Annotated in this window: 13 protein-coding genes and 1 pseudogene; 8 read left to right on the forward strand and 6 right to left on the reverse strand. The window is 70.8% G+C overall.

Annotated elements, in window-relative coordinates:
- Positions 1–119: 119 nt before the first annotated feature.
- Positions 120–1,097, reverse strand: a complete 978-nt coding sequence (locus HNR61_RS42580) for a class II glutamine amidotransferase (protein WP_182848834.1) — start codon at positions 1,095–1,097, stop codon at positions 120–122.
- Between the two features lie 434 nt (positions 1,098–1,531).
- Between HNR61_RS42580 and HNR61_RS42585 the strand changes: the two genes are divergently transcribed.
- Positions 1,532–2,674, forward strand: a complete 1,143-nt coding sequence (locus HNR61_RS42585) for a hypothetical protein (protein WP_182848835.1) — start codon at positions 1,532–1,534, stop codon at positions 2,672–2,674.
- A gap of 337 nt (positions 2,675–3,011) precedes the next feature.
- On the opposite strand, the gene HNR61_RS42590 is transcribed toward HNR61_RS42585, so the two are convergent.
- Together HNR61_RS42590 and HNR61_RS42595 are read right to left on the reverse strand one after the other, a co-directional pair.
- Positions 3,012–3,821, reverse strand: coding sequence for a hypothetical protein (locus HNR61_RS42590; protein WP_182848836.1), 810 nt, complete (start codon positions 3,819–3,821; stop codon positions 3,012–3,014).
- Between the two features lie 114 nt (positions 3,822–3,935).
- A complete protein-coding gene (locus tag HNR61_RS42595; protein WP_182848837.1) occupies positions 3,936–4,598 on the reverse strand; it encodes a thiaminase II/PqqC family protein in 663 nt (220 codons plus the stop codon).
- 131 nt (positions 4,599–4,729) lie between these two features.
- On the opposite strand from HNR61_RS42595, the gene HNR61_RS42600 reads away from it, so the two are divergent.
- The 4 genes and pseudogenes from HNR61_RS42600 to HNR61_RS50610 all read left to right on the forward strand — a co-directional run.
- Positions 4,730–6,016, forward strand: a complete 1,287-nt coding sequence (locus tag HNR61_RS42600) for a citrate synthase (protein ID WP_182848838.1) — start codon at positions 4,730–4,732, stop codon at positions 6,014–6,016.
- Between the two features lie 184 nt (positions 6,017–6,200).
- Positions 6,201–7,091: a hypothetical protein gene (locus HNR61_RS42605; protein ID WP_182848839.1), complete on the forward strand. Its 891-nt coding sequence runs from the start codon at positions 6,201–6,203 to the stop codon at positions 7,089–7,091.
- A gap of 31 nt (positions 7,092–7,122) precedes the next feature.
- A complete protein-coding gene (locus HNR61_RS42610; protein ID WP_182848840.1) occupies positions 7,123–7,467 on the forward strand; it encodes a nucleoside triphosphate pyrophosphohydrolase in 345 nt (114 codons plus the stop codon).
- Positions 7,468–8,818: 1,351 nt separating this feature from the next.
- Positions 8,819–9,112 (forward strand): annotated as a pseudogene (locus tag HNR61_RS50610) (transposase); the annotation flags it as partial.
- Here HNR61_RS50610 and HNR61_RS42620 read toward each other — a convergent pair.
- A complete protein-coding gene (locus tag HNR61_RS42620) occupies positions 9,109–9,417 on the reverse strand; it encodes a hypothetical protein (protein WP_220510471.1) in 309 nt (102 codons plus the stop codon). The pseudogene HNR61_RS50610 and the gene HNR61_RS42620 overlap by 4 nt on opposite strands.
- 690 nt (positions 9,418–10,107) lie before the next feature.
- Between HNR61_RS42620 and HNR61_RS49685 the strand changes: the two genes are divergently transcribed.
- Entirely contained in the window at positions 10,108–10,230 is a 123-nt protein-coding gene (locus tag HNR61_RS49685; protein WP_281400727.1) for a hypothetical protein, read from the forward strand.
- The gene (locus HNR61_RS42625) at positions 10,227–10,724 is read left to right on the forward strand and encodes an HAD domain-containing protein (protein ID WP_182848841.1); all 498 of its coding nucleotides are present in this window, start codon (positions 10,227–10,229) and stop codon (positions 10,722–10,724) included. Before HNR61_RS49685 ends, HNR61_RS42625 begins: the two co-directional genes overlap by 4 nt.
- 613 nt (positions 10,725–11,337) lie before the next feature.
- On the opposite strand, the gene HNR61_RS42630 is transcribed toward HNR61_RS42625, so the two are convergent.
- Both HNR61_RS42630 and HNR61_RS42635 read right to left on the reverse strand, forming a co-directional pair.
- Positions 11,338–11,928: a DUF4291 domain-containing protein gene (locus HNR61_RS42630; protein ID WP_182848842.1), complete on the reverse strand. Its 591-nt coding sequence runs from the start codon at positions 11,926–11,928 to the stop codon at positions 11,338–11,340.
- A 116-nt stretch (positions 11,929–12,044) separates the two neighbouring features.
- A complete protein-coding gene (locus HNR61_RS42635; protein ID WP_312898367.1) occupies positions 12,045–12,305 on the reverse strand; it encodes a hypothetical protein in 261 nt (86 codons plus the stop codon).
- Positions 12,306–12,673: 368 nt separating this feature from the next.
- Here HNR61_RS42635 and HNR61_RS42640 point away from each other — a divergent pair, with 368 nt between their 5' ends.
- On the forward strand, positions 12,674–13,540 hold the full coding sequence (locus HNR61_RS42640; protein ID WP_067819300.1) for a Sco1979 family transcriptional regulator: 867 nt from the start codon (positions 12,674–12,676) through the stop codon (positions 13,538–13,540).
- The last annotated feature ends 37 nt before the right edge of the window (positions 13,541–13,577 follow it).

Genomic DNA, 13,577 nt, shown 5'->3' on the forward strand with positions numbered 1-13,577 from the left:
CGCAGCTCACGACGCTGTTGATCTACCCAACGTACACATTCCCCGCAAATTTCCTGTCGATACCACTGGAAACGCCACGAGATCGGCCACAGCCGGTCTTTTTCGTGGCTTGGGGCGTGTCAACACTGGACAGACGGCTCCGCGACACCATCGGCGATCCCGTCCGTCGGGGACGGCTCCGTGGCGGGGCCGTTCCCCACCGTGACCGACCCGAGGGGAGCGGTCTCCCCGAAGGTGATCCCCTCCGGCAGCGCGCCCGCGCCGAGGTCCTGGGAGGCGGCCTCGCGCGCGGTCAGGTCCGACCGCCGCAGCGGATGGCGGGGCGGGTCGAACGGGGTCAGCGACGTCTCCGCCAGCCCCTCCACTATCAATAGCTCACCGGGGGTCATGAGCCGCCAACCGGGGTCCCCGTTCATGGGTTCGCTGGCGACCACCACCGCCGGAACCGTCCCCGACGGCCCCGGGGCGCGGCCCGGCCCGCCGGGAGCGCCGCCCGGCTCCCGGGTGCCGGACGACAGCACCCACAGCTCGTTGGAGTCGGGGTAGCGCAGCGCCCAGAGCCGCCCCGCCTCCGCGATGATCAGGTTCAGCGAGAACAGCGGGAGCTCGGCGCCGATGCGCCCCACCGCCTCGATGATGCCCTTCGTGGTGTCGCCGCGCCTACGGATCTCCGCCGAGATGTAGGCGAAGACCAGCTCCGAGTCGGTCTCCCCCGCCACGTGCGCCCGCTCGACGTCGGTCAGCCAGGAGCGCAGCGTGTCCCAGCCCTTGACCACGCCGTTGTGGGCGAACAACCGGTCGTTCATGACGAACGGATGGCAGTTGTGCACGGTGAGCCCGCCCACCGAGGCGTCGCGCACGTGCCCGACGAAGGTGTGCGACACCACGTTGCGCGCGTGCAGGGCGAAGTCGGTGCTCTGGAACGCCGCCAGCGGCGCGCGGTCGCGGACCGGTTCGTTCCCCAGCGAGAACCAGCCGAGCCCGGCCCCGTGCGACATGCGATGGCTCTGCGCCCGCAGGCTCTGTGGAGCGTCCAGCAGCCAGTACGCGGCCGTGGCGCGCGGTCCGCCGGTGCTCATGCCGAACAGTCGGCACATCCCGTCACCTCTCACTCGTCCGTAGTGCCGTGTTCTCTCCGGCCCGGATACGCGGGATGAGCCGGTGCCCCGGACGCTCCCCGCGGGGAACACGTCCGAAATCCCGAGCGGTCGCCGGAATGCAAGCCCCACGTTCGGCGAACTCACTGCGGGTGACCATCATTTTACAAACCGTTGCCACTTCTGTCCGGGGTTCCACCGGGAAGCCCGCCGGCCTTTCGCGGGCACCGCGAACGATCTACTGTGAGTAATTCGCGACGCTCCGTAGCCGGATTGACTACGATCGTCGTCCTGACGGTGCCCACCGCGATCCCCCGAGGCGATAGATGAACCGTTTCCTGGCAGACCGCAGGCTCGCCGGTGCGGCCTGGCGATGCGCGTGCGGCGCGCTGGGCTGCGTGTCCGCGGCCGGAGTCCGCGCTCTCGCTCCGGCCGTGCTGGCTCCGGCCGTGCTCGGCGCGTCCCTGCTGGTCACGGCCGTTCCGGCGCAGGCGAGCGCCACGGCGGGAGCGGCCGTCGCGGCGCGGCCGAATCCGCGCGAGGAGATCCCGGCCGTGTGCCGCCGGGCCGCCGCGTTCGAGGACTGGTACACCGCGCGCATGTGCGAGGAGGCGTGGCGGGTGATGTACGGGCCGTCGAAACGGATCAAGCGTCCCCGCGCCGCCGAACGCAGGCCGCACCGCCGGACGCCCCCGGACCGCACCCCGCGCGCCGTCCGGCGCACGCCCGCCGCGAAGCCCGCTCCACCGGTGAAGTCCCCCTCTCCCAGGGTGAACAGTCCGACGCCGACCGCGCGCCCGTCCGGCACCGCCGCGCCCCCGCCGGTCAGGCCCCGCGCGGGCGGCGGGGCCGACGAGGCGAGCGCGTTGCAGCCGTTGCTGCTGCTCGGGCTGTTGATCCCGGCCGCCGCGGGCATCGCCTATCCGTTGCGCCGCCGGATCTACGCCGCGGCGGGCGCGGCGTTGCCGGCCCCCGCCGTCAGCGCCGAGGGCCCGGAGCAGACCGTTCACTTCACGTATCGGCCGAGCATCGACCCGTTCGCCGTCCCGGTGCTGGGGCTGGCCGGCCCGGGGGCCGCCGACACCGCGCGGGTGATGGCGCTGACCGCGCTGGAGGAGTGCCGGGACACCGCGCTGGTGGTGGTGCCGCGCCCGGACGCGACCGCCCTGTTCGGGCTCGCCGAGGACGAGTGGCCCGACGAGACCGCCGAGGAGCTGTTCATCCCCGGCAATCTCGACGCCGCGCTGGCCTACCTGGAGACCGAGCTGGCCGCCCGCCGCGACGGGCACGGCTCCTCCACCCGCCGCCTGCTGCTGGTGGCCGACATCGAGGCCGAGGCCGAACGCGTCCTCCGGATGCTCGACCGCCACCCCGAGGTCCTGTCGGCGGTCCTCCTCGGCGACTGGCCCGGGGCCCGGGTCGCGGTGGACGACGAAGGCCTGGTCCGCACACCTCCCGGACTGACCATCGACCTGCCCGAACGAGTGCCCGCGATGTCCCGGGGAGAGGCCCTCGACCGGCTCCGCGCCGCGGTCGAAGCCGGCCGCCCCAGGAAGCGACGTCCCAAACGCCCCTGACCAGGCCGCTCCCCCGCCGCGCCGGGGCCCGGCGAGCCGATCGACCACGTCCGTCCCGACAACCTGCTCAAGTCCAGCGACTCACCTCCATGACGACCGGGGCCCCGTGACCACGCTCCCGAGAGGCCGCCTTCGGTTCGTGCGTGATCACCGGATCGGAGGGTCTGAAGACGGCCGGGGAGACCGGACAGGTCAGCCAGGCCGCCTGTCCGGGCACACCGCCGCCCCGACGTTCCACTCGCGCAGGCAGCCAACCCATGGCACCCGGGCCGAAACCGCCGATCGAGATGCGGTTCCTCTCCGGCGGCCTCGCCTGGGCCGACGGTCAGGGTGGCGGTCAGGATGGCGGCTCGGCGGTCTGCCGTCTCGCGGTGATCAGGGCGCGCAGGGTTCGGGCGACCTGGGTCGCGTCGGGTGGTCGTTCGGTGGCCCGATCCAGGTAGGCGGCGCAGCGTTGGAGCCAGTCGCGAAGGGTCTCCTCGTGGCGGTTCTCGTCCCTGCGCGCCTTGGCCAGCGCGGCGGCGTGCGCCTTCTGGCGGGCCTGCTCGGACAGTTCGGGGTCGGCGGCCAGGGCCCGGACGCCGTCCAGGGGGTAGCGGCCGAGCCGGTCGGCGGTCAGGCCGCTCCGTGCGGCGATCAGATCGAAGACCGCTTTCGGCCAGCCGAGCACGCGGGCCGCCCCGTGCCCGTCGACGGTGTCGTGCAGCACTCCCTTGCGGGCCGTGACCACCTCCACGACCGTCGCGTCATCCAGTTCCTCCAGATCGCGCCGTAGATAGAGGGGCTTGCCCCGGTAATTCCCGATCACTTGGAGGACGCCGCGTGTGACCAGCGTCTCCACGTCGGCGCGTTCCACGTCGATACCGGCGCGGGTCGACAGCAGGGCGGCGGCGCGGACCGCGCCGATCGGGGGTCGGTCGCCGTACGCGGCGAGCATGTCGGGGACCCGTTCGACGCAGGAGCGGACGAGCTCGGGCGACCAGCGGCCGTCGAGATCGGCCTCGGGGATCATCCCGTCCGCCCTGGCCAGGCGCAGCTGCCAGGAGGTGAGGCCGAGCTCGGCGGCGAGGTCGCGGGCGTTCAGGGCGGCGGGCTTGGTGGTGGGCCTGGCGGTGGGCTTGGCGGTGGGCTTGGTGGGGGCGGGCATGGCTGCTCCTCGTTGTCGCCGGGGCGTTTCCGCCAGCCTCGGCTTCCGCGCCCCCGCCCCGCCAGGGCGAACCGCGTTCTGTGGAAAACCCGGTGACGGGTCTACCTGGCGGGCCTACCCCAGCCCCTCCACCAGGCAGTCCCAGAAGCCGGTCTCGTAGGCGTGCAGCAGGCGGGCCGCGCGCAGGACGGCGTTCGGGTCCTCGCCCGCGGCGAGCCCGGCGGCGACGACGGCGGTGGCCTGCTCCTCGAAGCCGGGCGGCGACTCGGCGAAGAAGCGGAAGAACGCGACCGCCTTCTCGTCCATCCCGTAGTGGGCGCGCAGCGCCTCCGCGGCGCGGGCGCAGTAGCCGCCCCACTCCTCCAGGTTGGCGAGCATGGCCAGCGCGACCTCGGCGGCCGTTCCGAACGCGGCGCGCTGCGCGAGGTAGGCGGGATAGGCCTGGGCGGCGGGTCGCGGCTCGTACTCTCTGAGATCCTTCTCACTCAGGCCGAGGGCCGCGGCGAAGTCCTGGAGCAGCGCCAGGGCCTGCCCCTCCCCCTGCGCGAGCCCGAGGAACAGCTCGTCGGCGGGCGGTCCGGGCTGGCGGGAGGCCAGCAGGGCGAAGCTGCGCCGGTCGCTGCCGACAATGCGATACTCCTCTCCGGCCAACCAGGCGAGGCGTTCGCGCGGTATGCGGCCCGTGTCGAGCAGGTCCAGGAAACGGTTGCGGAACGGCGTGACCGAGATCTCCTCCCGGGCCCGTGCGACGAGTTCGGGTGCGCTGTGGGAGTCCATGTCGCCCAGCGCAACATCGTGAACGCGCGTTCGTCAACGGTGACGCCCGGGATCAAACCAGCATGATCGCCTGGATACGATGAGGATCGGAACGTCTACGCAGTTGTGGACGGAGTTGGGAGCGAGCGAGTATGTCGGATTTCGAGCTCAGCCACGGCGGCGGCGGTCGGATGCCCCTCGAAGTGACGCAGGCGACCGAGGGCCCGTCGGGCCTGGGTGTCGGGAAGCTGCTGAAAGAGACGGGTCATGTGACCCTCGACCCCGGCTTCACCAACACCGCCTCCACCACCTCGGCCATCACCTATATCGACGGTGAGGCGGGCATCCTGCGTTACCGCGGCTACCCGATCGAGGAGCTGGCGGAGAAGTCCTCCTTCCTGGAGGTCGCCTACCTGCTCATCTACGGCGAGCTGCCGACCTCCGACCAGCTCACGTCGTTCACCGACCGGGTCCGCAACCACACGCTGCTGGACGAGAAGTTCAAGGCGTTCTTCTCGGCCTTCCCGCGGCGGGCGCACCCGATGGCGGTGCTGTCCTCGGCGGTCAGCGCGCTGTCGACCTTCTACCAGGACAGCCTGGACCCGTTCGACCCCGAGCAGGTCGACCAGTCCAGCATCCGGCTGATCGCCAAGCTGCCGACGATCGCCGCCTACGCCTACAAGACCTCGATCGGCCAGCCGCTGCTGTACCCCGACAACTCCCTGGGGTACGTGGAGAACTTCCTGCGGATGACCTTCGGCCTGCCCACCCAGCCGTACGAGGTCGACCCCGAGATCGTGCGCGTGCTGGACATGCTGTTCATCCTGCACGCCGACCACGAGCAGAACTGCTCCACCTCCACGGTCCGCCTCGTCGGCTCCAGCCAGGCCAACCTGTTCTCCTCGGTGTCGGCGGGCGTGGACGCGCTGTTCGGCCCGCTGCACGGCGGCGCCAACCAGGCCGTGCTGGAGATGCTGGAGCGCATCCACTCCGACGGCGACAACGTGGACTCGTTCGTCGAGCGGGTCAAGCGCAAGGAGCCCGGCGTCAAGCTGATGGGCTTCGGTCACCGCGTCTACCGCAACTACGACCCGCGCGCCGCCGTGGTCAAGAAGGCCACCAGCAAGGTCCTGGACGCGCTCGGCAAGTCCGACCCGCTGCTGGACCTGGCGATGCGCCTGGAAGAGGTCGCGCTCAACGACGAGTACTTCATCGAGCGCAAGCTGTACCCGAACGTCGACTTCTACACCGGCATCATCTACCGGGCGATCGGCTTCCCGACCAACGCGTTCACCGTGCTGTTCGCGCTGGGCCGCCTGCCCGGCTGGATCGCGCAGTGGCGCGAGATGATGAACGACCCGGCCACCAAGATCGGCCGCCCGCGGCAGGTCTACGTCGGCCCGGGCGAGCGCCACTACATCGACCCGTCGGCGCGCTGACGCGCTGACCGCACCGCCCTTTCGGGGCCGGTCACCGGGGACACCCCGGGGACCGGCCCCGATCGTTTTCCGGGCTCCAGAACCGAGTTATCCACAGAATCGGATTCTGTCTTCCGTCGCCCTGGTCCGGTCACGCACCGTGGTGTGCGTCAACGGAAAGCGTCACCGGCCCATGGAGGCGACCATGTCAGGCAGCGTCACCATCACCGTTCCCGAGCGCACCACGGCGACGTTCGTCGTCGCCGCCGACCGGCGGCCGAGCGGCCTCCCCTCACTGCCCGGGCCGTTCACCGACGAGGCGGCGCGCCGGGTCGGCAGCGCCCGCCTCGGCATCACCACCCATCCGGCGGCCCTGTCCCCCTGGGATCTGCGGCCCGGCGCGCGGACCGGCTGGCTGGCGGACCGCGCCCACGCCGCCCGCTGGCACATCGGGGTCACCGCCGTGCTGCCCGCCGCCGACCGGCCGTTCGGCCTGCGGGTGGCGCGGGCCATGGCCCGCGCGCTCGCCCTCGCCGTTCACGGGGTGCCGGTCGACGCCGACACCGGCCAGGTGCTTCCCGGCCCGGTCGAGCGCCCCAGCTTCGTTCCGGCCGACGACTGGCTGGGCGTCTGGCTGCCGCCCGAGCACGAGGACACGTCCGACGGCGCGTGCGCCACCGCCGAGGGCACGGCGGACGGCTGCGCCTGCGTCACCCTGACCACCAGGGGCATGGGCCGGTTCGGCCTGCCCGAACTGCGGCTCGCCGGCGCCGGCTGCGCACACGGCCTGGCCTCTCTCAACCTCCTGCGCACCACCGCCCAGCGACTCCTCCCGCTCTGCAACCGCCCCGGCCTCCACCGCCTACCCGAGCAGCTGGAGCTGACCGGCAACGACCTCGCCGCCCACTGGGGCGTGCGGGACCCGGCCTGGGACGGCGACCCGGTCCCCATCCGCCTGACCCCGCTCGATCCGCGCCTGCTGCGCGTGGACCCACCGACCCGTTTCCCCGGCTCACTCAACGAGTGGCTCGGGAAGGGGCTGCCGCCGGCCCTGCACGAACTGGTCGCCTGCTCGCCGGAGCGGGTCGCGGCCTGACCGGCGGAAAGGAGCGTTAACGTCATGCCCCATGAGCGCCACCGGCCACATCGAGAAACTCGTCCGCGACCGCATTCCCGAGATCATCCGGGCGAGCGGCGCGACCCCGGACGCGCGTGTTGCGGCCGAAGACGAGTACGCGACATTGCTGCGGGCCAAGCTTCACGAAGAAGTCGCCGAGTACACGGCGGAGAACGACCCCGCCGAACTGGCCGACATCCTTGAGGTGCTCCACGCCCTGGCCGCCCTGCACGACCTGACCCCCGAGGAGCTGGAGGCCCTGCGCGCCGCCAAAGCATCCGAACGCGGCGGCTTCCAAGCCCGCGTAGTCCTCCAAGTCCCTACGCCGCCGCCCCACCCCGCCCAGACCCCGTAACGAGCCCAAAGCACACACCAAGACGCGCATCCACCGAACGAAACAAGCCTGGCCCAGACATCTGAGTCCAGCCACATACGCGCCGCATCCCACAAACATCCGACGCACACGCGCAGCCCAACGCAAGAGTCAGCCGAAGCACCAATAGCTCTCTGGCCAGGCCCGCCCCCGGCACTCTCACTCAAAACCGATCACATCAGCGTTCGATCGCCTGCTCAGCGCGCCTCGCGTAAGCGTCCACCGCACACGAGCAGCTCAACTCCCCTCGGCCGAACCAGCCCCCGACGATCCCGTCAGCGCAGAATCCCCGTCACTGCCAGATCAGCCGCGACCCCGACGACGCTCCCGGAGGCACTCATGAACGACTTGCCCCGTACACACAGCGCACGCCATACCAACAACGCGACCCATCTGAGGATCACAGCTTCCGCAGACCGCGCGTTCCACGCGTTTCGCATGAACAACGCTCAGTGTGCGAATGGCGCAGCATGCCTGCGCGGAACCTCGCACCCGCAACGCGATCAGCATGCGAGGGACAGCCCTCATCAGCAGCCCGGGGAGACGGCGCGACCTGCGCGAAGGGCACGCGATCCGTAAGAACGCGCCGCTTGGGGAGGCGCGGCTTGAGGAGGCGCGGCTTGAGGAGGCGCCGCGTGCGCTGGACGCACGCGGCGCGCCCCCATCATCTTTTTCGTGGCTCCGCAATGGAGCCTCCGGCCTTCGGGTCCGGCATGGCCTCCCCTCCTTGTTGTTCATGGTCCGGGAGAGTGGTGCCACGGGGGTGGGGCATCGACGGACCGCTGATGAGGGGGTTGAGCACCGGCTTCACCCGAGCCGGAAGATCTCTCCGTGACGTGGAGGTGGCGGCTCGGTGCCCCTGGCGAGGCCGTCCGGGTCGCGAAGCGGCCGTACGGACTGCTGGCCCAGATCCGTCCCTCGCTGGAACGAGTCCTGGGGCCGCGGTTGCGGCGCCCGGCCGTCCTCACGCCGCTGGAACGGTTCGGGTCACCGGCCCAGAGACGCGAGGCCGGACGGCGGCGACCGGCCACCCTGCCGCGGCCGAAGGCGCCAAGGATGGCCGAGCGTCGGGACGAGGAGGTCTTCGCCGCGTCGGACGAGGAGATCGTGGCGGTCTTGGGAGGGAAGGCGGCCGCGCTGGTCCTCCCTGGTCGGGTCGCTTCGCTGCCGGCCATACTCGACCAGCGGAACCCACCGGCCGGGCGGATCGGGGAACCGCTGGAGGACCACCCTTCTTCGAAGGTTCTGACGTCGATGCCGGGAGTCGGTGTCAGGACCGGAGCCCGCGTCCTGATCGAGGTCGGCGACGGCAGCGCCTTTCCGGCCGCCGACCGCCGGCCATCTGGCCGCCTATGCCGGACTCGCCCCGACGATCCGGATCTCGGGCTCATCGATCCGCGGCGAACAACCGTCCCGGGGGGAACAGGCAGCTCGAACGGGCTTTCTTTCTCTCCGCGTTCGCCGCCTTGGGCGATCCGGCACCTCGGGCCTGCCACGGCAAGAAGATCGCCCAGGGCGAGCACCACGCCCAGGCCCTGCTCCGCCTTGCTCGGCGCCGGGCCGACGTCCTGTTCGCGGTGCTGCGCGACGGAACGTTCTCGTTCGGGCAGTCGCCCCGCAGGTCTAGACCATGGTCAGGAGGTGGTCCGTGGGACCGTAGTCGATCTTCCAGTCGGCGTAGACCCCGCAGAACCCGTCCATGGCGCATCGCAGGCCCACGGTCACCCAGCGGACCGATCCGTCAGCGCCGAGCGAGAACGCGACCGCGGCCTCGAACTCCTCACTCCCGCAGGGGCAGCCGGCCGCGCCGGGCTCGTCGTCCTCCCAGGACTCCTCGTTCCAGTACTCCTCGCTGTCCGCGATGAACGCACGGCGCCCGCAGCCCGAACACTCCCGTTCCGCTCCGGACGCGTTGACCAGCACGAAGAACACACGACCGCCGCACCCCTCACAGACGGAAGGAACGATCCTCACCGGGCGGCCGTCGACCGCGTCCCGCAGCCCCGCTGCGAGCTCCGCGGGAACACCCTCGCCAACTTGATCATCAGCATGCACGAACACATCGTTCCAGCCGCCCCGAACCCACATCCGACCAACTTGCCCAAAGACGTGGGGGCACCCCCTGCGGGCCATGTCCGTCTGTGGGTCGGCGGCCGCGAGAGGTTGGTCGCGCTGGACGGCGGTGCCGAGTAGCGGGCGAGTCCGGGGCCAGCCTGTTGTGCGAATGCCGGCGGCGCGGCGTGTGCGCGTCTCGGTCTTCGCCGTGGGTGATGACGCGGTGGGTTCTGGGATGCGCTGCGCGAGGTGTTCTCGCAGGCTCGCGAGCAGAGGCGCTGCTTTCACGAAATCGCTATCGTGCTGGGGGTATGTCCGAGTCGACGCATCTAGCCATCGAGGCGCCGGCGGGGTTCTGGAACGCAGGGGACAAGGACCACGCGTGGAAGGCGGTCACGGAGGTCGCGGTGGCCCGTGTTCGAGACGGGCTGCCGGCCTTTGACCGTTCTCCCGTCGAGCGCCGGGTCCGCCCTCGTACGGCCGACCCCGTCGAGCCGGGCCTTCGTCAGCGTGCGGCATCGCACCAGGGCCACGACGAGGCCCGGCTCACGAACCGCCGGCTTGGCCATGGCGTTCAAGCTCATCGAGTCCATCCGGGCCAACGCCCCGTACATGGTCGCGTCGGTGCGTGCCGGAGTCCGCTTCGGACGCGGCGCGCTCGGCGCGCGTGACGAGGTCAGCGCCGCATGACCGGCCACATGCAGCGCCCGCTACTCTTCCTCGACGTCGACGGGCCGCTGCTCCCGTTCGGCGAGGACCCGCGGCGTGGGCCGCGGGCTACCGCGGTGGGTTCCCACCTGGCGCGGCTCGTCCCCGAGGTGGGCCGTCGGCTGGCGGCGTTGCCGTGCGAACTCGTCTGGGCCACCACCTGGGAGGACGCTGCCAACGACGAGCTGGCAGCCCTCATCGGGCTGCCATGGTTGCCCGTGGTGAGCTGGCCGGAGCCATCCGACGAGCATGAACACGAGGATCGGTGGTTCGGGCTCCACTGGAAGACCAGGACCCTGGTGAGCTGGGCGGCCGGACGTCCGTTCGCCTGGGTCGACGACGAGATCACCGACGCCGATCGGGACTGGGTGTCCGCGCACCATCGCGGCCGGGCTCTCCTCCATCGCGTGGAGGCGTCCCGGGGACTCTCCGACGAGGACTTCGCAGCGCTCGATCGATGGTTCCGGGCTCTGTGAGGCGCCCATGATTCACCGGATGACAAGTGCTCATGGCTGCGGGTGTCCCTCTCCGCGTGGCGTTGTCATGCTCTTCGGCTGGCCGGCCGTTGTGTCGTAGCCGGATGCCGGAGTCGGCCTGGACTCGCAGGTCCGGGCCGATGGCCACCGTTGGGTCGAGGTGCTGTTACCGGTCGCTCTGGTCATGGCCCGAGGAGCGTTGGTCATAGCACGGCTGATTCAGGGGCGCCGCTGTTCCGAGGTTTTGAGCCGAGCGCTTCGCGGCCTTCGTTGCATTGCCACCGCTGTCCGGGTCCGCCACAGCCGACTCATTGATGGGGCGGCTCCTTGGGGGTGGGCGGTGGTCGTCCGTTCGAATCCGGGAAACCGTTCGTCCGGGTGACGCGCTACCCGGGGTGCTCTTCGCTCACCTGCGCGAATGGGCTTGGGAACAGGAGTTTGGTGGCGTTCTGTTCTTGGGCGGTGCGCGTTTGGAGCGTCGGATGGGTCGTGCTGCTGAACGGCCCGCTGCGATCTCAACTGGGGGCTTCCGGCAGCGACGGAAGAGGGTCGTTCGGTCAGGTGGCGAACGCCATGGGGAAGCATTGAACGTGTCGGCCGCGGGTGGGGAGAGTCAGTCCGCGCCTATTCCGCCGGCCAGGTGGCCGGGGAGGGGATAGAGGCGTTCTTCGGGGAGGAGGTCTCGGGCTTGGCGCGTCCTGCCCTCTTGAAGGAGGCGATGGATCTTGCGGACCAGCGGGGTGCGGTCCTCGATCTCCAACGTCCATTCGTCCGCGTAGCGGTCGATGACATGGCGGCTCAGGCCGATCTGGATGCTGCGGTCTTCGAGTTTCGCGCCGCGCAGGGTGCGTTCGGGGTCCCACTGGACGTGGACGACGGACTCGGCGAAGCGCCGGCGCCACTCGCCGCTGTCGCGGAACACCCGCCGGTCCGGATGGGTCGGGACGGCCAGGCTCAGGGCCTCCTCCCATCCGGCGCGGGTGATGCGGACCGCGAGGACGCGTTCCTGGCCGGGTTTGCGGGCCCAGTCGCTGCGGGCCATCAGCCACAGGAACGACGGTTTGATCCAGGTCATCCGCTCCCGTGAGAAAGGCGGCACGAAACGTCCCGCCGCGCAGGCGGCGTCGGCGATCTCCGGCCGGAACGCCTGGTAGACGGTGATGGAGTCGCGGTCGTACCGGGCGCGGATCTGGTGCGTTCCCATCCCGGTCACCGTGGCCGAACGCCGATCGGCCGGGCAACCGGTTTTCCGGCGGCGCGCCGCGGCGCCGCCGGACCATTGTGACCTGTGGTGCGGAATTTCCCTCTGGGAGGAAAGGATTAGCTGGCCCGCAGGTAAGAGACGCGGAGGGACAGGCGGTTCCGCAGCAGGTCGATGGCCTCGGGCAGGGCCGGGGCCGCCGCCTGGGCGCGGAGCCGGTGGCCGTCGACGGCGACGAGCGCCTGCGCCAGGGCCGGGCGCGGAAGTGACGGGTCCGCCAGCAGGGTCAGGGTGACCTGGACGGTGTCGATGTCACCGGGAATGTCGGACAGGGCGGCGCGGACGGCGCGTTCGGCCTCGTTCCGGTCCGTGTCCGTCACCTCACCCGAGGTCAGGAATCGCACTTCCGGCACTTCACGACGGGTCGAGTTCATGGCGTTCCCCACAGACGCGATGAATGTTCGGTCCGGGAACGGGGTGTGCCGTCGCAGGACACATCCGTCCCCCTATACAAGGACCGTCACGGCTTTCCCAAGGTTCACCGTGACAGACGAGAGCTTCGTCACCGTCCCGCCCCCGGACCTGCTGCGGGGATTTTCACCCATCCCAAATCTGGATGCTGATCCTCTACGATGTGGCGGGTAACACTTCCGCCCGCGTTTCCAACCGTCGACTGGCTGGTGACCGCTTGTCCCGTCAATCCGCTGCCCCGACCCCGCCGCCCGAGGGCGGACCCCAGGTCGGTCGTGTGATCGACTATCCGCGGCGCGGCGGCCCCACCGTGCTGCGCATCCTGCTGGGGTCGCAGTTGCGGCGGCTGCGCGAGGCGCGCGGCATCTCCACCGAGGAGGCCGGGTACGAGATCCGCGGTTCGCACTCCAAGATCAGCCGGATGGAGCTGGGCCGCGTCGGGTTCAAGGAACGCGACGTCGCCGACCTGCTGACGCTGTACGGGGTGACCGACCCGGCCGAACGCGCGCCGCTGCTGGAACTCGCGCGCGAGGCCAACACGCCCGGCTGGTGGCACCAGTACGGCGACGTGCTGCCGAGCTGGTTCGAGACCTACCTCGGGCTGGAGGAGGCGGCGTCGCTGCTGCGCGCCTACGAGGTGCAGTTCGTTCCGGGCCTGCTGCAGACCGAGGAGTACGCGCAGGCCGTGGTGCGCCTGGGCTACCCCGACGCCACGGACGAGGAGACCGAGCGGCGGGTGCAGGTCCGGATGACGCGCCAGGAGCGGTTCACCCAGCGGGGCGCGCCGACGCTGTGGGCCGTGGTGGACGAGGGCGTGCTGCGCCGTCCGCTCGGCGGCCCGGCGGTGATGCGCCGCCAGCTGGAGCACCTCATCGCGATGACCGAGCTGACGAACGTGACGTTGCAGGTGGTGCGGTTCGGCGCGGGCGGCCACGCGGCGGCGGGCGGGCCGTTCACGATCCTGCGGTTCGCCGAGCCGGGCCTTTCTGACGTGGTCTATCTGGAGCAGCTCACCAGCGCGCTGTACCTGGACAAGGCGAGCGACGTCGACATCTACATGCAGGCGATGAACAACCTGTGCGTCACCGCCTCCCGGCCCGACCTGACCGTGGACTTCATGCGCGACCTGTTGCGCGAGATGTGACCGGCGGGCGCGGCGGTTCCTTCCATCGGACCCGCCT

Origin of the sequence: Actinomadura kijaniata, from assembly GCF_014138665.1 — a bacterium.
Taxonomy (GTDB): Bacteria; Actinomycetota; Actinomycetes; order Streptosporangiales; family Streptosporangiaceae; genus Spirillospora; species Spirillospora kijaniata.